21 protein-coding genes are annotated in these 22143 nt (G+C 33.8%); 13 read left to right on the forward strand and 8 right to left on the reverse strand.

Going from position 1 to position 22143, the window contains the following annotated elements; genetic code table 11:
• Nucleotides 1-218 precede the first annotated feature (218 nt).
• Nucleotides 219-431, forward strand: a complete 213-nt coding sequence (locus ABJD27_RS21045) for a hypothetical protein (protein ID WP_348164176.1) — start codon at nucleotides 219-221, stop codon at nucleotides 429-431.
• Between the two features lie 265 nt (nucleotides 432-696).
• Nucleotides 697-840, forward strand: a complete 144-nt coding sequence (locus ABJD27_RS21050; protein ID WP_348164179.1) for a hypothetical protein — start codon at nucleotides 697-699, stop codon at nucleotides 838-840.
• A 391-nt stretch (nucleotides 841-1231) separates the two neighbouring features.
• Here ABJD27_RS21050 and ABJD27_RS21055 read toward each other — a convergent pair whose 3' ends face one another.
• Nucleotides 1232-2692: a hypothetical protein gene (locus ABJD27_RS21055; RefSeq protein ID WP_348164182.1), complete on the reverse strand. Its 1461-nt coding sequence runs from the start codon at nucleotides 2690-2692 to the stop codon at nucleotides 1232-1234.
• Nucleotides 2693-3733: 1041 nt separating this feature from the next.
• A complete protein-coding gene (locus tag ABJD27_RS21060) occupies nucleotides 3734-4090 on the reverse strand; it encodes a hypothetical protein (RefSeq protein WP_348164185.1) in 357 nt (118 codons plus the stop codon).
• 219 nt (nucleotides 4091-4309) lie between these two features.
• On the opposite strand from ABJD27_RS21060, the gene ABJD27_RS21065 reads away from it, so the two are divergent.
• From ABJD27_RS21065 to ABJD27_RS21100, 8 genes are all read left to right on the forward strand, one after another.
• Nucleotides 4310-4804 (forward strand): CAP domain-containing protein, encoded by a 495-nt coding sequence (locus tag ABJD27_RS21065; RefSeq protein WP_348164188.1) that lies wholly within the window; start codon nucleotides 4310-4312, stop codon nucleotides 4802-4804.
• Between the two features lie 131 nt (nucleotides 4805-4935).
• Nucleotides 4936-5472: a 3-hydroxyanthranilate 3,4-dioxygenase gene (locus ABJD27_RS21070; RefSeq protein ID WP_348164195.1), complete on the forward strand. Its 537-nt coding sequence runs from the start codon at nucleotides 4936-4938 to the stop codon at nucleotides 5470-5472.
• 3 nt (nucleotides 5473-5475) lie between these two features.
• The gene (locus tag ABJD27_RS21075) at nucleotides 5476-6063 is read left to right on the forward strand and encodes a pyridoxal 5'-phosphate synthase (RefSeq protein WP_348164198.1); all 588 of its coding nucleotides are present in this window, start codon (nucleotides 5476-5478) and stop codon (nucleotides 6061-6063) included.
• 83 nt (nucleotides 6064-6146) lie between these two features.
• Complete coding sequence (locus ABJD27_RS21080; protein ID WP_348164201.1) at nucleotides 6147-7700, forward strand: aldehyde dehydrogenase family protein; 1554 nt, start codon at nucleotides 6147-6149, stop codon at nucleotides 7698-7700.
• Nucleotides 7701-8089: 389 nt separating this feature from the next.
• A complete protein-coding gene (locus ABJD27_RS21085; RefSeq protein WP_348164204.1) occupies nucleotides 8090-9271 on the forward strand; it encodes an MFS transporter in 1182 nt (393 codons plus the stop codon).
• Between the two features lie 219 nt (nucleotides 9272-9490).
• Nucleotides 9491-10438: an OmpA family protein gene (locus tag ABJD27_RS21090; protein WP_348164207.1), complete on the forward strand. Its 948-nt coding sequence runs from the start codon at nucleotides 9491-9493 to the stop codon at nucleotides 10436-10438.
• A 23-nt stretch (nucleotides 10439-10461) separates the two neighbouring features.
• Nucleotides 10462-11049, forward strand: coding sequence for a hypothetical protein (locus ABJD27_RS21095; protein ID WP_348164210.1), 588 nt, complete (start codon nucleotides 10462-10464; stop codon nucleotides 11047-11049).
• Nucleotides 11050-11130: 81 nt separating this feature from the next.
• Nucleotides 11131-11877: a glycerophosphodiester phosphodiesterase family protein gene (locus tag ABJD27_RS21100; RefSeq protein ID WP_348164213.1), complete on the forward strand. Its 747-nt coding sequence runs from the start codon at nucleotides 11131-11133 to the stop codon at nucleotides 11875-11877.
• 11 nt (nucleotides 11878-11888) lie between these two features.
• Here the strand turns inward: ABJD27_RS21100 and ABJD27_RS21105 are convergent, their stop codons facing one another.
• Both ABJD27_RS21105 and ABJD27_RS21110 read right to left on the reverse strand, forming a co-directional pair.
• Nucleotides 11889-12995: a DNA helicase PriA gene (locus ABJD27_RS21105; protein ID WP_348164216.1), complete on the reverse strand. Its 1107-nt coding sequence runs from the start codon at nucleotides 12993-12995 to the stop codon at nucleotides 11889-11891.
• Between the two features lie 85 nt (nucleotides 12996-13080).
• A complete protein-coding gene (locus ABJD27_RS21110) occupies nucleotides 13081-14208 on the reverse strand; it encodes an SPFH domain-containing protein (RefSeq protein WP_348164219.1) in 1128 nt (375 codons plus the stop codon).
• A 425-nt stretch (nucleotides 14209-14633) separates the two neighbouring features.
• On the opposite strand from ABJD27_RS21110, the gene ABJD27_RS21115 reads away from it, so the two are divergent.
• A complete protein-coding gene (locus ABJD27_RS21115; protein WP_348164222.1) occupies nucleotides 14634-15995 on the forward strand; it encodes a PcfJ domain-containing protein in 1362 nt (453 codons plus the stop codon).
• Nucleotides 15996-16375: 380 nt separating this feature from the next.
• On the opposite strand, the gene ABJD27_RS21120 is transcribed toward ABJD27_RS21115, so the two are convergent.
• The 4 genes from ABJD27_RS21120 to ABJD27_RS21135 form a co-directional block, all read right to left on the reverse strand.
• Nucleotides 16376-17143 carry a metallophosphoesterase family protein gene (locus tag ABJD27_RS21120; RefSeq protein ID WP_348164225.1) on the reverse strand — a complete coding sequence of 256 codons (768 nt, stop codon included), beginning with the start codon at nucleotides 17141-17143 and terminating at the stop codon, nucleotides 16376-16378.
• A 1-nt stretch (nucleotide 17144) separates the two neighbouring features.
• Nucleotides 17145-18281 (reverse strand): ATP-binding protein, encoded by a 1137-nt coding sequence (locus ABJD27_RS21125; RefSeq protein ID WP_348164228.1) that lies wholly within the window; start codon nucleotides 18279-18281, stop codon nucleotides 17145-17147.
• 11 nt (nucleotides 18282-18292) lie between these two features.
• Complete coding sequence (locus ABJD27_RS21130; protein ID WP_348164231.1) at nucleotides 18293-19048, reverse strand: SDR family NAD(P)-dependent oxidoreductase; 756 nt, start codon at nucleotides 19046-19048, stop codon at nucleotides 18293-18295.
• Nucleotides 19049-19131: 83 nt separating this feature from the next.
• Nucleotides 19132-20004: an aldo/keto reductase gene (locus ABJD27_RS21135; protein ID WP_348164234.1), complete on the reverse strand. Its 873-nt coding sequence runs from the start codon at nucleotides 20002-20004 to the stop codon at nucleotides 19132-19134.
• Nucleotides 20005-20165: 161 nt separating this feature from the next.
• Between ABJD27_RS21135 and ABJD27_RS21140 the strand changes: the two genes are divergently transcribed.
• Nucleotides 20166-21170: a MoxR family ATPase gene (locus ABJD27_RS21140; protein ID WP_348164237.1), complete on the forward strand. Its 1005-nt coding sequence runs from the start codon at nucleotides 20166-20168 to the stop codon at nucleotides 21168-21170.
• 101 nt (nucleotides 21171-21271) lie between these two features.
• Nucleotides 21272-22138, forward strand: a complete 867-nt coding sequence (locus ABJD27_RS21145) for a DUF58 domain-containing protein (RefSeq protein ID WP_348164240.1) — start codon at nucleotides 21272-21274, stop codon at nucleotides 22136-22138.
• The last annotated feature ends 5 nt before the right edge of the window (nucleotides 22139-22143 follow it).

Genomic DNA, 22143 nt, shown 5'->3' on the forward strand with positions numbered 1-22143 from the left:
TATCCGTTTTCGCGAAAGCGTACCATAAAAAACCTCCGCCATAACTGTGAGGATTTCCTTTAAGTTACTTTACAACATACTAAGAATCCCATGCAGCACTGTTATTAAGTATATCGCTACGGTTTTATGCTTAATACCTACGTTTTTACATTTACTATTGTGTCTACTTCTTAGTAGAGCTAACTTCAAGTAATATTCTAATCTTAAAAACGCATAGTATGAAAAAAAAGAGTATTAAAAGCTTAAAGCTTAACAAGGAGGTTATTTCTAGGTTTAGTAGTATGACTGTACAAGGAGGAAAGAAATTTGATGAGAGAACCACTCCAGGAAATGGATGTGATACCGCTCAATCTTTTTGCGAAGGTTTTGCCACTTGTGACGTAGACTGTGAAGTTACAACGGCATCCGAGCAAACGGTTTGCTGTAATTAAAATTGATAAAGCGATCTTCGGGTCGCTTTATATATTCTCAATATGTTTTGTAACCTGCCTATACAAGATGCTTTCTTATATCTAATTCTGGCACATATTTTATCTTCTATTTCATTATAAACTACGCTATTATTTTTTACCTCCTATATAATTAGGGATAGATATCTATTATTTCATTTTGAGGTACGGCAAAACCGTAATCTATTGATTATCAATTATTTTTAATTACATTTAACTATATTAATTCATCTTTAAAATATAGTTTATGAAAAAAGATCTTACAACTTTAGCGCTTAATCAATGTGTAATCTCTAAGCTAAATGCTGCAGTTATCATAGGAGGAAGAAATAATAATAGTCCTATAGAAGATGCTTCTGATAGTCCTACGTATTGTCAGACTTGCTCTTAAGCCAACCATTTTTTAAAGCGAGTCGTAACTCGCTTTTTTACTTTTTAGTTAAGAAATACTATTCATCATAACTTTATATACATCTGTTGTTACTTACTATCAGATTAATACATCAAACGTCTGTGTCTTTTTATGTCTTTTCTGGTTATTTAGAATCTATTTTTAAGATATAAGACGAAGGACTATTTTTATATGATAGTATATATTACGCTTTCGCGAAAGCGTATACCACAACAAATACCAGGTATATATACATCTGGAATTATTTAGATATAGTGTTTTATTATTTCTCTTTATTGAGACCTCATAACATAAACATACAAACCTTCATACTTATGCAATTAGGGTTACTAAAACATAAAGGTTTATATCTCTACTTTATTCTGAGGGTCTAGATAGTGGTATTTGAAGAAATGCCAAAATCTCCATAATTACAATCATGACTTAATGAGACTCGTTTATCAAAAGTAACCTCCCTTCCATCTGTTGTAACAATGTTTCCTGTAATATCATAATAAATGGCATTAGACGGAAATTTGATTTCGTCAGGAAATAAGGAAACGATGGTCTGTCTGTCTCCCATAATTTGATACGTTGTTCCAGAGCTTGATACTTCATTATTAAAAGTAATGGTATAAGACATAGATGCAATATCAGTCTTCTCAATATCATTACTCACAATCATAGTAATAGATCGTTTCTCTTGTTCTTTATTTTCTTGAAGGCTTGGCTGCAATCTCACAAAATTATAATCTATAGCAATGGTTGTTTCTTCCTCCTTTTTTTGTTCCTCTTTTTTTGAGGTTTTAAAAGAAGTCAAATTCTCTAATACCGAAATGGTTTTCCTCATGTTCCTAATGCATCGTTTTAAAAATACCAATGCTTCTGGTAATGTTGTACAAACACATAATATATCTCTTTCTATAATCCCTTTTGAAACCTCTGTTACGTGATTAAGTATCGTATTAATAAGTACTGGTTTTTGAGGTTTAAAAGAAAAAGGCTCTACAGCAAATGCTTTTGTAATTATTTCATTTGTCATTGCGTCTATCATGGTCTCACTAATCTCTGAAGATTCTTTGATCAATACATTAACATCTTTTTGATATTGTGTTATGGCTGTATCAAAATTTGTTTCTATTTCTTGATCTCGAAGTAACAGGATCTCTTTGAGTTCTGTATGCGCATCATGGTATAGTTGTACTTTGTTTTGCAACAATTGATGCTCTGTAGATACCAATTGCTGTCTCTGTTCTTTTATCGTAGGAACAGGAAATGATGGTGGTATTATTTTTACAGGTAATTCATTTGTGATTATGACAGTAGCATGCGCTCTGCCTGTAAATTCTTTTTGTAGATCTGTTGTAAAAACAATAGTGTTCGGGTAATGAGTTTGACGTTTACTAAAGTCAATAAATGCCTTTAAAAAATCATTTGCTACCAGAAGTTCTATTAGTGTTTTTTTTACGCTATCAGATTTTTTTTCTATAACCTGATAGATAAGATTCTCCCACACAAAAAGTTCTTGAGCTTCTGTTAATACAGTAGCTCTATGAATATTCCTTCTTATGTTAGAGAAGGATAAGTCATTTTTATGCTTTGCAAGCCACGTTGCAAAATCATATAGTGATGGTAATGCGCTACGCACCTCTGTACTGCTCTCAAATACATTATAGGTACGCGCTGCTTTTGTAATAGCAGCAGCTCTTTTTTTACGATCAACTATTTGTGCGATTTTAACAAAGTGACTTGTTGTATTGTCGGGGGAATATATCAGATTCTGATTATTTTTATTATTTATTAATGCTGGGTTTCTTAAGGCTATATCTGCCTCTGAAGAAGTCTTCTCCATGTGTAACTCTTTTTAAAAATTAATACTTCAAAAATGTTCCCGAAGGAACCATACTACGCTTCTCTGAAGTGGTGCGCGAAAAGTCATCTAGATATTCTATAACATAGAATACTCCATTATCAAATCATAACTATAATGCATAGTTATGACTTACAACGAATTTAAAATAGCAGTCCCCCAACAGCGATTCTAATCATTGATTTTAATGTTCTTATACAAAGAACAAGTACAAAACTTTCCTAAAGTGTGGTGTGGAAAAAAAGATATTCTCTTAATACACTAGAATATCAAAAAGTGTTATTCCTAAAACACGCCTAGCGTGTAGAAATATGAAAGAAATTTGATTGCTTTTTCAATACTTTAAAAATTTAAAAATTAAACTCTGTTTTATTATTAAACAAAACGCTTCTTTAAAGTGGTGCTTAAAAGCGAGCCGATACACATTTAGCATATCACTTGTTTTTGATTTAGGGTGTACTACTTATAACGTATAAGCATCAAGTTTTAGTATGTATAGTTACTATTACTTATAAAATACAGATCAAACATAAAAAATGTATTCTTGTTTTTTATCAAGACTGCCGTTAAACGTATCACAAAAATATACTCTATGGGTATATTAATCTCAGTTTTACATCTAGAGATTATAGTTCTCAATGCTTTATAAAAGCATTTTTAATTTTCTTTTTAGGGAAAGAAAAAATGATACTATTATTTCTAAAAATAAAACAGACACTTCATGTACTTAAAATATATCATCATATATAACAACGTGTCATATATCCCTATCTATTTTACTGAAAGATGAATATAGCAATTTTGATACCATTCTTAAGATATCTTTAAAAAAACTTCAAAACCTATATATAAATTGGATTTCCTCACAAAAAAGCGTCAAGAAGGCAGTCATTTATATAAATGACAGTTTCTAATTTAGGTGTATTTATACACTCATGGAACCTAGATTAGGGCTGTATAATTTTTCCATCATATATTTCTTTGCTCCTTAAAAGTAAGAAATCATCTTTATATAACTATAATTTACTTGACAGTACGCCTTACTAACGCATAATACTCCCCTCCATCTATAGGCAAATATCCTTGATCATACACAAAATAATATATCGTACCTACTTTTGTCGTATAGATACTCGTGAAGTAATTAAAATCAAACCCTGCAGATGTAAGCTTTCCTTTGGTTGTTTTTGTTTTCTCTTCAGGATTTAGAGATTCAAGGATACGATAGTTTTTACGCAATCTATTATTTATAGTACGTACTAAGTTTTTAGAATCCTTATTAAACTTATTGTTATAACTATTACGGCAGGCATCATTACAAAACTTCTTATCTGCACGACCTATAATGCGGTTACCACATTCTGGACAGTTTTTTTGCATATATAATAGTATTAAGTCTACAAAATAAGCGCTTTAAACTAAAATCAAGAAAATAATAAGGTGTTTTTAGAATATTTTGATTTTTCATGTAAGAATTCCAATAGTTTCAGGAATTAATTTGTAGGAATTTGTGTATTTCATCGATTAAATGTGCGATTATAGCGTTTAAGTGCTTTTTTATGATATCTTAGTAGTCCCAAATCATAATAACCCCAAATCATGAAGTTAATTACAAATACCCTATTTGTCATGGGATTGGTATGCCTACTCGTATCATGCAGTACCGATGAAACTAGCGACAATACTACAACTGCAAATTTTGAAAGCGAACTAAGTATCGAAAACAATGATGCTATGTCTAGTGAGATATTATCTATTATAAATACATATAGAGCTACCTTAGATCTCCCACCGTTTTCTTCACACATATTAGCAAAAGAAGAAGCATTAGATCATACTGGATATATGATAATTAACAACAAAGTAAGTCATGATAACTTCTTTGAACGTTCAGATTATCTTAAAGCAAATGGTGCAAGCCTAGTAAGCGAAAATGTCGCTTTTGGATACAGAACAGCTCAAGCTGTTGTAGATGGCTGGTTAAATAGCCCAAGTCACAAAGAAGCAATAGAAGGCAACTATACACACTCAGGAATTAGCGTTGCACAAACAGAAAGTGGTGTTAACTTTTTTACCCACATTTTTGTAAAATAAGATCCCCAAACCATAATTGGTTAACAGCTCCATCGGTATCTACTGATGGGGTTGTTTTTTTTATACACGAATTACAAATAGATGAAGACAGATAGTAGGTAATATTGTATTTTTATACAAATACTTATATCATGGCTATTGCAAAACCCTTTAACCTAAATGCGTGGATAGAAGAAAACAGAGATCTTCTTAAACCCCCCGTAGGGAATAAAAACTTATATAAAGATGCTGGAGACTATATTGTAATGGTCGTAGGAGGTCCAAATGCTCGTAAAGACTATCATTACAATGAAACAGAAGAACTGTTTTATCAACTCGAAGGACACATTGAAGTACACATTCAAGAAGATGGGGAGAAAAAAACAATGAAGCTAGGCCCTGGAGATATGTATTTACATCCAGCTGGCGTACCTCATTCTCCTGTACGATATGAAAACTCTATAGGTCTTGTTATAGAACGCAAACGAATTAACCTAGAAGGCAAAGATGGTTTACTTTGGTTTTGTGATAATTGCAATACCAAACTATACGAAGTTCGCTTTCTTTTAGAAGATGTAGAAAAAGATTTCTTAGGTCATTTTATAGATTTTTATGGGGATGAAGCAAAACGCACATGTTCCAACTGTGGGGAAATCATGCCTACAGATAAGCGTTTTGTTCCAGAATAACCTATGGAGCAACAAGAGTACCCAGATCCTTTTAACACCTTTGCCATATGGCTACACCAGCATGTAGTTACGACAAAGAGTAAACACCCTTCTGCATGTGTTCTTTCTACAATAGGACTTGATGGATTTCCCAACACCCGATACCTTGCCCTTAAAGAATTAAATCATCCATATCTCATTGTAACTGGATCTCTTAACTCTAGAAAAGGAAAAGAGATAGAAGCAAACCCTAAAGTATCTCTTACCTTTTGGTGGGAAGAGAGTTTACGTCAAGTACGGATTCAAGGAGAAGCACAACATATAGATGATAAAACAGCAGATATTTATTTCTCTGAAAGAAGCAAAGAAGCTCAAACGGTAAGTACATTAAGTAATCAAGGAAATGTAATCCAAAACATTTCAGAATTGAAAGTCCGCTTTCGCGAAAGCATACAAAACAATACTCCCATAAAACGACCTAAACACTGGAGCGGATGGAAAATCCTCCCAAAACGCATAGAATTTTTAGAGTTTAAAACATCAAGATTACATCACCGAACGCTATATACACATTCTCAAAAAGGGTGGAAAATAACACAATTACAACCTTAATTAAATTAATCATTATTCTTTTTAACACCTCTTGATTATACCTATCTTCGCAAACGATTTCTTTTAATATAAAAACACACAAAATGAGTACAGTCGCTACAGATTTTGGAATGGATAAAGCGCTGCAACAATTAGGTCTTGCAGCTATAAATGATGGAACCTCTACAGGAAACACTTGGTTTTCTAATGGAGGTATCATAGAGTCACACTCGCCCGTTGATGGTCAATTGATCGGAAAAGTAACAACAACAACTCGTGCAGATTACGACAAAGTAATGGATACAGCAACTGCTGCATTTAAAACTTGGAGAACAAAACCAGCTCCCTTACGTGGAGAAATTGTACGTCAGTTTGGACAAAAATTACGTGAACTTAAAGAGCCTCTAGGTAAACTTGTTTCTTATGAAATGGGAAAATCATATCAAGAAGGTCTTGGAGAAGTACAGGAAATGATCGATATCTGTGATTTTGCTGTAGGTCTTTCTCGTCAGTTACACGGTCTTACTATGCACTCAGAACGTCCTGGACACCGTATGTATGAACAATATCATCCATTAGGAGTTGTGGGTATCATATCTGCATTTAACTTTCCAGTAGCTGTTTGGGCTTGGAATACAGCACTTGCATGGATTTGTGGAGATGTCTGTGTGTGGAAACCTTCTGAAAAAACGCCATTATGTGGAGTTGCTTGTCAGAATATCATAGCAGAAGTTCTAAAAGCAAATGATCTTCCTGAAGGAATTTCTTGTCTTATCAATGGAGATTATCAAGTAGGTGAATTTATGACTACAGATACACGCATTCCATTAATATCTGCTACAGGAAGTACACGTATGGGTAAAATTGTATCTCGTACAGTTGGAGAACGTCTTGGAACCTCGTTATTAGAATTAGGAGGAAATAATGCTATTATCGTAACACCAGATGCAGACATTAAAATGACTGTAATCGGAGGGGTATTTGGAGCTGTAGGAACTTGTGGACAACGTTGTACATCTACAAGACGAATCATTATTCATGACAGTATTTATGATAAAGTAAAAGATGCTATTGTAGCTGCTTATGGACAATTACGTATAGGAAACCCTCTTGATGAGAATAACCATGTAGGTCCATTAATTGACGCCGATGCTGTTGCAAACTATAATAACGCATTAGAGCAAGTTGTAGCACAAGGAGGTAAAATCATTGTAGAAGGAGGCGTATTTTCTGGAGAAGGATATGAAAGTGGATGTTATGTAAAACCAGCTATTGCTGAAGCAGATAACAGTTTCCCTATTGTTCAACATGAAACATTTGCTCCTGTATTATATCTTATAAAATACTCAGGAAGTGTACAAGATGCTCTTGACGCTCAAAACGGTGTTGCACAAGGGTTATCTAGTGCTATTATGACAAATAACCTTCGTGAGGCAGAACATTTCTTAAGTGTTGCTGGATCTGATTGTGGAATTGCAAATGTAAATATAGGTACATCTGGTGCTGAAATAGGCGGTGCTTTTGGAGGTGAGAAAGACACTGGTGGAGGACGTGAGTCTGGATCTGATGCATGGAAAGTATATATGCGTCGTCAAACAAATACAATTAACTATACAACTGAGCTACCACTAGCACAAGGAATCAAATTTGATTTATAGAAACATATAAATAACATAGTATACATAAAAACCCCATAATTATATGGGGTTTTTAATTGCGTAGTTTTGTAGTTTAAAATCAAACTTCTTTTCTGACTGTACTTACTTTAATAGCATAAGTAGGTGTAAATTTTAGTAGTCTTTGTTAAGATTTCCAGTCATTAAACATTGAGCATGTACGATATTCAAAATGCTGCTAGTAAAAAATCAAAGCTTAATTCTCATTAAGTAGGATTAATACGTTTGCTTATAAAACAACAGTAACCCCATAATTCCTACCCTCTTTTTCAATTTATTTTAAAAAAAATAAATTAAGGCTCTAAAAATGACAGTTTCCCTCTCTTTAAAAGACCTATATTTAAAACATATAGTATACAAGTTTCTTTTTAATGAATGACACACATACACCTAAGTGGATCTTACCCATCATTGTGATTTCGCAATTTTGTGGGACATCACTTTGGTTTTCTGGCAATGCTATACTTACCGACCTTATTCCTTATTTTTCTTTAAGTAATGATGCATTAGCACATATTACTTCGGCAGTACAATTTGGATTTATAATAGGAACCTTAGTCTTTGCTGTTCTTAGTATCGCCGATAGATTTTCTCCTTCAAAGATATTTATGATCAGTGCTTTTATTGCAGCTATATGTAATTTAGGTGTCATTTGGGAACAAAATACATTAATAAGTATTCTTATTTTTCGATTTCTAACGGGTTTTTTTCTAGCAGGTATTTATCCTATTGGAATGAAAATCGCAGCCGATTATTATGATAAAGGTTTGGGTAAATCTCTTGGATTTTTGGTTGGAGCCCTTGTATTAGGAACTGCTTTTCCTCATTTATTAAGAGGATTTACTAATGAATTTCCTTGGAAAACGATTCTTTTCATCACTTCTATTATTGCTAGCATAGGAGGACTATCTCTCTATATTTTTGTTCCAAATGGCCCCTATAGAAAGAAAAATAGCATATTAGATTTTTCTGTTATAATCAAAATTTTCAAAAACAAAATTTTCAAAAAAGCAGCTTTTGGGTACTTCGGTCATATGTGGGAATTATATGCTTTTTGGGCCTTTGTTCCTGTCATCATATCTATCTATAACACATTACATCCTTTAAGTACATTAAATAATGCCATTTCATCATTTATTGTGATAGGTATAGGGGCTATCGCTTGTATAATAAGCGGTTATATTTCTCTTCATAAGGGAGCAAAAAAAACGGCTACAATTGCACTTTCTATATCAGGCATTTTCTGCTTGATTTCTCCTTTATTATTTATAATACCATCTCCATTAGTATTTATATCCTTACTATCCTTATGGGGTATGGCTGTTATTGCAGATTCACCTTTATTTTCTACCCTAGTTGCTCAAAGTGCAAACCCTATACATAAAGGAACGGCACTTACAATAGTAAACTGTATTGGGTTTGCTATTACAATAGTAAGCATTCAATTATTACTTCTTTTACAAACCTATATAAACCCTATATATCTATTCTTGATATTAGGGATAGGCCCTTTATTTGGTTTGATCTCTATTTTTAAAAAGGAAACAACTTAACCATTCTTATAAAATAAATGCTACTTGAAAACTCTAACATATTAAGAGAAGTTATGTAACACACAAAGCAATTCTTCTTATAAAAACGTATCTATATATTATAATTACTAAGATATCTATTAAAGAGCACTTGTTAGACTTTCTAAAAACAAACCCTTTTATATCGTTTCTTTTTCTTTTTCTTAACTTTAAAGTTCTATTAACCAAAAACTAACCAAAATGAGTAAGAAAACGAGATACCTCCTTGGTATTTTGCTTACGATTGTTATTGGCATGATTTTAATGTGGCTTTTCTGTTGTAAAGAAAGTGCAGATAAAGAAAACACTATAAAAGATCAAGACAATCAAGAAGAAGTAAATACACCTCCACCTCCTGTAGTTATAAATACTACGACAAACATGGGCTTTACTTTTAAAGATTCCATAGATGGCAACTTTGCTTATAAAAGCGATGATAACTTTAATTTTAATATTTCTGATTTTAATATTCTAACACCTGTTTCTGAAAAAATAAATATAGGAATAGGGAAATTACAAACCCATCTTGATGGTAATACTGGAAAATCTATAGATGTTACCGGACTCTATACTTCTAGTGAAAACAACACCTCTGCATTTCCAAATCTAGGAGTTGCTAGAGCAAATGCTGTTAAAAACTATCTTAGATCAAAAGGAATTTCTCCTATGCAAATAAACATATTTGGAAGAGAAGATAATATGCTTATTTCTAATGATTCTATATTTAGTGATTCTATGCGTTTTTTAATAAGCGAAAGCATTAATAAAAATGACGAATCAGAAGCGCTTGCAGCTCTTAAAAAACGTATAAACGACGACCCTCTTATTCTTCACTTTGGTAATGCACAAGCTTCTATTAACCCTACTGTAGCACAACGCCAGAAAATTGCAAATATCAATCGTTATCTGGATAAAGTAGAAGGTGCTTCTATAAATATAGAAGGACATACTGATAATACAGGTAGTCGCGTTACAAACATTCGTCTTGGTCAAAATCGAGCAAACTCTGTAAAGCGTGATTTTATAAATAATGGCATTTCAGAAGCAAGAATTATTACCTCATCAAAAGGCCCTGACGAGCCTATAGCATCAAATGCTACCGAAGAAGGCCGTGCAAAAAACAGACGTTCTATCGTCACAATAAACTAACTAATCATCAAAAAATAAATAAAATGGATTTATCAATTATACCTTGCTGGCTCATACCTCTTATCGTGGGAATTATATGTGCAATTTTAGGATACCTTTTGGGACGTCTTTTTGGAAAAAATGACGATCACGAAAATGATCTTGATTTATGGAAACGCAAAAACGCATCATTACAAGCAGATTTAGATGCTTGTCGTTCAAGACTTCAAACAACTCCTTCAGATCCCGTTGCTGCAAGCAGTAGTGCAAGTATCGCATCTTCTTTTGCCACTAAAACTATAGATACGACTCCATCTACAGTTACAGTTGCCGCCTTTGACGCAGCAGCAGCAAAAGCTGCTTTTGGAAAATCAATTAAAGAAAATGACTTAACCATCGTAGAAGGGATCGGCCCAAAAATCAAGGAACTCTTCCATAATTTTGACATAAAAACATGGGCATCTCTAGCAGACACCTCCATAGAAAAATGTCAAGAAGTTCTTCATAGTGGAGGTAAACGATTTGAAATACATCGTCCTAATTCTTGGCCAATGCAAGCCGGACTCGCCTCAGAAGGAAAATGGACAGAACTTAAAAAATGGCAAGATGAACATGATTACGGAAAATCATAATTCTAATAATCAATAGTATTATAAAGTCGCCCCTTTAATAGAGGCGGCTTTTTATTTATCTCCCCTATGTATTTATAATGTATGAAAAAAACTCCTGAATGGCTTACTTCTAGACCTATTGCACATCGTGGATTACATGATGGTAATGATAAAATTCCTGAAAATTCATTGTCCGCTTTCGCGAAAGCTGTAAAAGAAAAATACCCTATAGAACTTGATGTACAAATCATACGAGATGGGACCATTATTGTTTTTCACGACAGTGATCTAAAACGCATTTGTGGAATACATAAAAAAACAAAAACACTTACTAAAGAAACTCTAAAAGATCATTCCCTTTTTAATACAAATCAAACTATTCCTACATTACAAGATGTGTTTGATCTTGTAAAAGGACAGGTGCCTATACTCATCGAACTTAAAACAAATTTGCTCGCAAAGCATTTAGAAAAGAACGTATTAAAACTTCTAAAAAATTATGAAGGAGCCATTGCTTTGCAATCTTTTAACAGGTCATCTGTACGATGGTTGAGCAAACAAGCAACAATGTATTGCGTAGGGCAACTCTCTGAACCGTCCTTAGTCATAAAACCATTAAACCATCTTTTTAATTATTTACAACTCAACACACGGATGCGTCCCGATTTTATAGCTTATGACATAGATGATTTACCAAATAAAAAAGTCACTCATTTTAAAAACATAGGAACTCCTATATTGTTATGGACAGTGAGAAACCAGGTACAAATGGATAACTATCATACTATTTTTGACAACATCATTTTTGAAGGATTTACACCTTCTGTTTTAAATGATAACCTAGAATAAAGATGGTTCCTTTATGATTCTTGACCAAAATATATAGCAATACCTATAACAATAAGCACCGCCAAGATGGCAAAAAATATTTTCCAAAAAGAATAAGGTCTATTTCCTGAAACAGCTCCAGTCTCCCCATTTACAAAGAAGTTATATTCTTTCCCGTTATATCTATAAGCACTTACATACATAGGTAGTAATATATGTTTGAAGGTTTCTTCAGATAGACGCATGTCCATACTACTCACTCGTTGTGTATCTCCTCCTATGTCACTTTTACACCAGCGATCTGCTATACGACGTGCTTCTTCTTTGGATTCTAAATGTCCTTTTTGTAATGGTATCGTGTATTTTTCAGTAACAAAACCTGTTAAAAAATTAGTGTTAAAAGGTTCTAGTTTTTTTAAATTCCATCGTGCAATGGCTTTAGGAACACGTCCAGCTCTTTGCTTTGATGCTTTGATGAGTGTATCATCTACAAAACCTGAAATATTCCCTGAAGCTGGGTACCATCGCGTTTTACGCACGCGTCGTGTTTTTGTATTCCCTTTACTATCCCTATAGGTTTGTGACTCATAATAATATACTCCTCGTTGCCCAGTATAAGATGCTCTTAATTGTGCATCAAACGTCCAGAATGGCAAATACAATCCCTTTGTAAATTGAGGGTCTAAGGATGCTTTTTTAAGATTATTAGGTGCCCACCAAAGACCATCTACCCATTTTTTAAAAATTTGAAATGATTTTTTTTGATCTATCTGAAAAGGTAATACAGCTCCTGGTAATATCCAATCTTCTGTATACATGTCTTCTACAATCAAAGGCATACTACAATAGACACAGTGTAATGATTTATAGTTCTCTTCTACGTGTTGATTTGCTCCGCAGTTTTTACAATTCAGCATAGAGATTTTCTCACTATGTGATTGCGCTCCCATCTCTTTAAGATAAACAGATAACTCTAACTCTTCAAAACCATTAGGATCTACCGTTATTTGTTCTTCATGACCACAATATTCACATGTTATAGATGTGGTGCCTGGCTTATATTTAAGCTCTGCTCCACAATTAACGCAAGACTTCTTGAGTTCTGTATGTTGTTGTACAGTAGGTTCTGTTTCTGCCATATATTAAAGCCATTGCGCTTTTATAAAAGCACAACGTAACAAGGTTAATTATACTTACAATGTATTGTCAAAAAATGACTGTTTATTATTGAGGTAAAGGTGGTGGTGTACTTCCTCCTAAAAATGATTTAAGTTCTTCTACCTCTTTTAATGCTGTCCAACCTGACATTCCTTGTTTCCAGACTAAACTATCACGGTTTATAGCTCTACTTGCAAATAATGCTTTAAGTTGATCAAAAGAAACAGGTCCTTGTTGTGCTCCATTTGCCGCATAAAAGTATTGTACTTGTACTGGCATAGGTGGTGGTGACATAGGTGCTTGTTGTTGCATTTGCTGTCCTCCCATTTGTGGAGCCATCATACCTCCCATTTGTTGAGCAAGTACAAATCCCATACCCATACCCATACCTGCCCCAGCAGTACCACCTTCATTAGCTGCCGCAGCTTCGATCGCTTTGGCAGTTTTAAACTTGGTTAATTTATCAAGGTCTAATTTATCAATACGGCTATACTCAAAAATCTCCTTTTTAAGCTCTTCTGGCATAGAGACATTCTCTATATAGAATTTTTCTAGTGATATCCCTACAGATGTAAACTCTGGCTGCATCACTTCTTGACACGTTTCAGAAAGTTCTGATGTATTTGCTGCATATAATTCTATAGGCAGGTTTGCTTCCCCTACAGTATCGGTAAAGCGAGTTGCTATAAGGCTTTTTAAATGCTCATTAATTTCGAAGTTTGTAAAATTACTGTCTGTCCCTACAATGTCTACAATAAATTTGCCTGGGTTAGATACTTTAAAAGCATATGTTCCAAAAGCACGTATTTCTACAAGACCAAAACGCTCATCACTGAGTGTGATTGGGTTTTTTGTTCCCCATTTTTCGTCGGTAAATAAATGCGTATTTACAAAATATACCTCGGCTTTAAATGGAGAGTTAAAACCATATTTCCACCCTTTAAGAGTTGTCAAAATAGGTAGATTTTGCGTCGTTAGATCATATGTCCCTGGTGTAAATACATCTGCAAGCTGTCCTTCATTTATAAAAACAGCCGCTTGTCCTTCGCGTACGATTAGTTTTGCTCCGTTTTTTATTTCATTTTGATAACGCTCAAAACGATGCGCAATCGTATCATCAGTAAAATCAAGCCACTCAATGATATCAATAAATTCATTAGTAAGCTTTTCTTTTATCTTATCGAAAATTCCCATAGTTGATTGGTTTTTAATTGGTCTCCTAAATCTACAAAATACAAGGTTTATGTGAAAAATAAAATCCCTCAATCAAAATTAGACTAAATATAAATAACCTGTTGAATTTTAAAATCATAAAAAACCACTTAGATTTGCAATCTCATAAACCCAAAACAGTTTATGACATAAAAGAAAAAAACACATGTTAAGATTAAATACATATCATATAATTCCTGAAGCGCAGAAGCAGCTCACGGTAGGATATTGTAGTTAATATACTATACATACAATATATAAAACCCCTGAGCTTAAAAGCTCAGGGGTTTTTATTTTAAACACAACTAATAGATACCTATATGCTATTTAAAACAAACAATAACTCATAGACTGAAAATACCTTATGTGTTTCCAGTCTTTAATTTAAAATTAAAGTTTATGAAATCATGGAAACACTATACACAACACATGCATCCGAAGTAAAAACTACTTCAAAAGCTACTAGCAAATACATCACTCTTGTAGAAAAAATCTACAATGCAGAAAACAAGCCACAAGAATATAAAGGAACTGTGGAGTCATTACTGTGGAGTTCATTTTCAAAAATGAGCAAAACACGTACGACTTGGAAGCGTGTCACTTTTAAAAACCTCCTTATACATATGTATACTGAAGGGTGTTATAACGTTTTAAAAAGCCATATATATATTCAGGTTTTGGCAAATGTGAGCACTTTTGGACTTAAAATGGTAAGACCCATTGAAAGATGGCAACGACCAAATTTTGATCCCGAAAGACAGTTAGAGAGTTTAATTAATCACTGTTTTGCAAAATATCCTACCCCTTCATTTTTGGTAAGTTCTTTTTATGAACCATCATTAAGATATCAATTATGGTATGTACAACTTGGTTCTGGTAAAAGTGTAAAAACGCTTAAAGGCCTTCCTGATAAGTTCACTTCAAAAATGATGCACGAGTTTCGTAATACACCAAAAGGATTTAGTGTACGTCAGGCAATAATTCGTGCACAAGCATTAGGGTTTGGAGCATCACAACAATATGCAGAAGAACTTACTCTATCAAGGTTAAGCCAAGTTGAAGGGAATGCATTGTTCTGGATAAGTGTTATACAGTTTTTTGCAAATCAGAAGCAAATCACTCATTTGATTCTTTGTAATATATTAGAATTTCTAGAAGCTAGAATTCAAAGAGATCGGCTTTTTACAATGAAAGGAAGAACACTTGAATCTTTACTAAGTCAAGCACAAGAGTGGTATCTGGAAATGCAGAAAATGCGTAATAAAGCAAACTATTTGTCTTGGCCTCCTAGTGGAGTTACAGAAATGCGTCTAGAAACTATAAAAGATGGTAGCATTGTCACATATGTAGCAAAGGAATTGTTGACCTCTGATGAGTTATATCAGGAAGGGTGTGATATGAATCATTGTGTTGCAGATTATATAGATGACTGTTATGCTAAGGAAACTAGCATTTTCTCTCTAAGAAGACAAGAGGGAGATACCATTAAGAAGCTAGCAACTATTGAGATTGACCCAAGGACTTTAGACATTCTTCAAGCAGAAGGTAACTGTAATACACCTCTTTCTCCTGAAGCAACTAAAGCTCTAAATCATTGGATAAGTATACTTGGGATAAAAGAAAAAGGAACGTGTTCTAATCAAGTTCAGAATATCCCAGAAGACCCTCCTCCTCCAATTAAAGAGTTCTCTGATATACATTTTGGAACTCGAGGTTGGGGAATCATCTTATATTTAATTATAAGAATCATTATTGCTCTTATGCATTAAAAAAGAGTACACTTTTAATTTATATAAAAGTGTACTCTACATATCGTAGTACAAAAAAACGCCCTCTACTCCCCCAAGTATTAGACGTTTTTTTTATTCAAATAACTATGGCAGTGCGCATAGTTTTGTAAGCTATAGAATGATAATTCCCGTTAAGTTACTTTTCCCCTAGAAAAATCTGATGTAGAAAATTACTACATCCAAATCATTATTTATAAACAACATAAATTAGGTGTCTACAACTTAGACATTCTATAAGGCATTACTTTTTTGAATGGTTAATCTCTTACAAATGTCTAATAATTTTATGAATACAGCATCCTATTTAAGACTTATTCTATAGGGGTAAATGCCCCTTTTTTCTCGAAGCAAAGGGGCATTTACCCCTTTACAAAAGCATTAGACGCTGTATAAGATGTTCTATTTCGCCCTTTTTCTTCTGGATATAGCTCCCATACAGGATCACTTTGCCAAAACATTTTTGTATCTACATCTAGCACCGAGATAGTACCTAGAAAAGCAGCTCCAGTATCAATATTCCAAACATTTGCTTTTTGTACTGGCTCCGTTTCTCCTAAACGAGTGACAGGAGTATGCCCTATATAAATTTCTTTAAAAAGCCACAAACGCTTAGGATATAACAAATCTTCTGGAGTTAAATCTTCTCGCATAGCACATACCATTTCCCACAACGTACGATCCCAATAAAAAGTAGTGCTATTCCACTCATGACTTGGGCCATTAAGGTTTTGAAACCCCGCGTGACAAAACATACGGTTTTGATCATCTATATAATAATCTTGTAACCGTTCATAAAAAGGAAGATGCGCCTCTTTTTCTGCATCAGAAAGCTTAGCATACGCACGTTTTGTACTCTGTCCACCATGTTGTATCCATTTAGGACTCATCTCCTTTCCCTTAAGCCATTGATAAACCAAATTATCATGATTTCCTCGAATTAATGTGACTTCCTGTTGTTGAGATAATTCTATAAGAAAATCGACTACATTAACACTGTCACTCCAACCGTCTACATAATCACCCAGAAAAATCAAGTGATCTTCCCTTGTTACCGTTGCACGATCTAATACTTGTTTAAGAGCAATTAACCCCCCATGAATATCTCCTATAACTAGCGTTCTCTTCATATTAATTATATCTTACTTTTCGCAAAATGCGCATCGTTTCTTTATAACGACTATAAATGTCTCCTTTGTACTTTTTAAGAAAAGGTTTTACCTCTTCCAGTTTATAAATAGCCCCCTCAAACCCATTAAGGTAACAAATAAGATATGTGTTAGGCAATTCATATAAATCGTTATACTCCCCTTGATTGAGTTCTATTTTTCGTTTTAACTTATAAAAAATCACATTGTTATTATTGTAAATATGATACAATGTGCGCTTATCAAGCTGTGGTGGTTCAAAAATAAGTTTGGTGTCAATGGTGTAGGTTCCGCTTTCGCGAAAGCGTATAACAACTTCCTCCAAAGGATAATATTTAAATTGCTCCTGAACACCAAGATGTACATATTCTAACATAGAAAACGAATCCTCATTATATGTTATAGACACCTCATCTAGCGCCGAATAAAATAGGCGTACTTGCTCATTAATAAGTTCAATGTCAACTCTAGAGTAATAAACTTGTCCTTTGACCACCTTCTTTTTACCAGCCCAACACAATACAAATTGTTCTTTAAACACTTTATACTGACTTTCCATATCATTATGACGATGGTTTATAAAATCCATAACCCCATCTAATGTAAGTTTTATACTGTTTTTAGCATGATTTTCTATGGCTGTAACAATCTCACTATTTACATCTTCTACATCAGATTTAAAAACTTTAGGCATAGACATACTACCATCTCTAAAAAAAACAGTGCCTCCCCAATATTTCCAGATATTCTTCTTAAGCGCTGTCAGTTTATCTTGTTCTCTAATAGTTACAAGACCTACCACTCTATCTTCTGGTAAATGTGGAAATGGGATATTCTCATACGATATAATAGGAGGGTTATCCAAATAAGCGTTAATTAAGTTTTGCAACTTACTATCATCAAAAAATGGAACTCCTGGTATTGCATTATCCCCATCATCTACTCCTATTACTATAAAAGAATTATTCTTAGGGTTTGAATTAGAAAGTGCACAAATATGTTTTAAAAATTTGGCCTTTCCTTCTTTTGAGCTTATATCAATCTTACGCTTCTTATCATAAAAGCTATTCTCATCATTATGAGCTAGTAGATTTTTTACAAGAAGGCGTTTATTAATCAAGGCGTTAGATCTTAAAGATTGTTTTTATTAATAATGGTATTACTTGCTTGTGCTGTAGACATCACAACAAGGTCTGCAATATTAATATGATAAGGTCTTGAAATTACAAAGTATATAATGTCTGCTATATCTTCTGGTTTTAAAACATCAAACCCTTGATATACCTTATCTGCTCGATCTGTATCTCCTTTAAAACGCACCTCACTAAACTCGGTAGCAACCATTCCTGGATTGACAGCTCCTACTCTAATATTATGTTTATTAAGGTCTATACGCATTCCTTGATTAATGGCATCTACGGCATGTTTACTAGCGCAGTATACATTTCCGTTAGGGTATACTTCTTTCCCTGCTGTAGATCCTATATTGATAATATGTCCTTCCTTGCGATCTATCATTTGAGGAATAATAGCCTTACTTACATAGAGTAATCCTTTTACATTAATATCAAGCATCGCATCCCAATCATCTGTGTTTCCTGTTTGAATAGGGTCTAGGCCGTGAGCATTTCCAGCATTATTAATTAGGATATCTATTTGTTTCCATTCGGATGGAAGTTCTTCTATTTCTTGAGCTATTTTTTCTTTATCACGCACATCAAAATTGAGTGTATGTACTTTGACTTGGGTGCTTAATTCTTTTTGTAGCTCATCAAGGCGTTCTTGTCGTCTTCCACATAAAATTAAATGGATACCTTCTTTTGCAAAGCGCTCTGCCGTTGCTTTTCCTATACCACTTGTGGCACCTGTTATTAATGCTGTTTTCATAATATGTGCCTATAAAGGCGAGTATCTTAATTTGTTTTCAAAAGCTATATTTTAAAAATACTATGCATTAGGGTTTAAAAAGATTATGGTACTTTATGTCCTTGACTTTCTATAAGCATTGCAAACCAGTCTTGTAATTCAAGATCAAGATCTTGTGCTTTTACTGCATTTGTAATACGCTCTAAATTTGTCGTTCCTATCACTGGATGTACTCCAGCTGGATGTTTTAAAATCCAAGCTAATAAAAGTTGGTCTTCTGTTGCATTATATTTTTTTGTCAAAGAGTCGAGTAATACCTTAATACGCTGTGTTTGTGGTGTATCTTCTCTAAACACACTTCCCAAAGGACTCCAGCTCATAGGAGTAATACCGTGCGTTTGCATATGATCTAAATGACCATCATGCATAGCGGTATGTTGTGTAAGGCTAAATTCTATTTGATTTACGTCTACTTTTGATGCTGTTGCTATAAGGTTGGTCTGTGTTGGTGTAAAATTAGACACTCCAAAATCTACAATTTTTCCTTGCGTTTTTAATTCTTCTATCGCTTTTTGTATTTCATCGGTTTGCATTAAAGGGCTAGGGCGATGTAATAATAACAGGTCTAAATATTCCGTTTTTAAGAGTTTTAGAGATCGTTCTGTGCTCCAAATAATATATTTTGCAGTATACTCATAATGCTTTACTATGTTTTCAGATCTTGCTTTTCCTGTGTATTGAATCCCGCATTTTGAGATCAATTGGATGGTTGATCTGTCTATATTTGCTTTCGCGAAAGCGGACCCAAAATCCTTTTCAGTACTATAGTCCCCGTAAATATCTGCATGATCAAACGTAGTAATCCCTTGTGTAATGCAGTGATGCATCAAATCAACCATTTGAACATCATCTAGTTGTTTGCCCCAAGCGCCCCATGTCATGCACCCTTGAATTATTTTTGAAAAATTTGTCTTCATTTTATATTTTGCGTTCTCATTAAAAATACTGCTTCCCAAGATAGAAAAATACGTCGGAAGCCCTTTATTTGATAGAATTTTTAACCAATTGTTAACAAGAAGTTTGGGAATAAAACCCCACTTTGCAATGTTTTAAAATACCACAAATTTAATTTTGAACTATGGAAGAAAATATGACAACGATAGATATCGGTGCAATTAATGAAAAGATAGAAAAAGAAAGTGCATTTATAGACATCTTAACCATGGAAATGAACAAGGTGATCGTAGGTCAAAAGCACATGATAGAACGATTGCTTATTGGGCTCTTAGGGCAAGGTCACATCTTACTTGAAGGTGTTCCTGGTCTAGCAAAAACACTTGCCATTAATACACTCGCTCAAGCTGTAAAAGGATCGTTTAGTCGTATACAGTTTACTCCAGATTTACTTCCTGCCGATGTTGTAGGTACGATGATCTATAATATGAAAGTGAATGACTTTAGTATTAAGAAAGGTCCCATTTTTGCAAATTTTGTACTAGCAGATGAGATTAACCGTGCTCCTGCAAAAGTGCAATCTGCTTTACTAGAAGCGATGCAAGAGAAACAAGTAACTATAGGAGATGAAACTTTTATTCTTGACAAACCCTTTCTTGTAATGGCAACTCAAAATCCTGTCGAACAAGAAGGAACATATCCTTTGCCAGAAGCACAAGTCGATCGTTTTATGTTAAAAACAGTGATCGATTATCCAAAAATTGAAGATGAGCAAATGATTATACGTCAGAATCTTAAAGGAGGTTTTGAAAAAATAAATCCTGTTGTAACTGTTGAGCAGATTTTACGTGCGCAAAGTGCTGTTAAAGAGGTGTATATGGATGAAAAAATTGAGAAATATATTCTTGATATCATCTTTGCAACACGATACCCAGAAAACTATAAACTAGCAGAACTTAAACCGCTTATTAACTTTGGAGCTTCTCCTCGTGGAAGTATTAACCTTGCAATAGCGGCAAAGTGTTATGCATTTATAAAACGTCGAGGATATGTTATCCCAGAAGATGTAAGAGCAGTTGTACATGATATATTGCGTCATCGTATAGGTATCACTTATGAAGCAGAGGCAGAGAATATATCATCGGTAGATATTATTAATAAGATTGTAAATCAAATTGAAGTACCATAGCCAGTAGAAAGTAAAACAGTAATAGTACATAGGTATCCTTTTGTTGAGGTTACCTATTGTCATAAACTAATACTGATCATTAAAAACTGAACACTGAAAAAATGGACACAAAGGAATTACTTAAGAAAGTACGCAAGATCGAGATCAAGACACGACGATTGTCTGATCACATATTTGGAGGTGAGTATCACTCAACCTTCAAAGGTCGCGGTATGACTTTTAGTGAAGTGAGGCAATATCAATTTGGAGATGATGTACGTAATATAGATTGGAACGTTACTGCTCGTTATAATGAGCCTTTTATAAAAGTCTTTGAAGAAGAGCGAGAACTCACTATGATGCTTATTGCAGATGTGAGTGGATCTGAATTTTTTGGCACCGATAAGCAATTTAAAAATGAAATTGTTACAGAAGTAGCAGCCACACTTGCTTTTAGTGCTATGCAAAATAATGACAAAATAGGACTTATCTTATTTACAGACGAGATAGAACTATTTATCCCTCCTAAAAAAGGGAAGTCTCACGTACTTCGTATTATACGAGAGCTTTTAGAGTTTAAACCAAAATCTAAAAAAACAGATATCGCTCAAGCTATTAAATTCTTAAGTAGCGTTATGAAGAAAAAAGCAATTACGTTTATTCTTTCGGATTTTATTGCAGATGACTATGAGCAAACGCTTAAGATCGCTGCAAACAAACATGATATTACAGGGATACGTATATATGACCAACGCGAAGAAGCGATTCCTAGTTTAGGTATGGTCCAAATGGAAGATGAAGAAACAGGAGAATTGGTTCTTGTAAATACATCTTCAAAAAAAGTGCGTAGAAACTATGAAGCCTTCTATAAGGATCGTGTAGCTTACTATGAAGAAAGCTTTCGCCGAAGTGGTTCTGGAATCATAGACATACGTACTGACGATAGTTATGTAAAAAAATTATTAGGATATTTTAAACGACGAGGATAATAGAA

The sequence above is a fragment of the Dokdonia sp. genome (genome assembly GCF_039945015.1).
Taxonomy (GTDB): domain Bacteria; phylum Bacteroidota; class Bacteroidia; order Flavobacteriales; family Flavobacteriaceae; genus Dokdonia.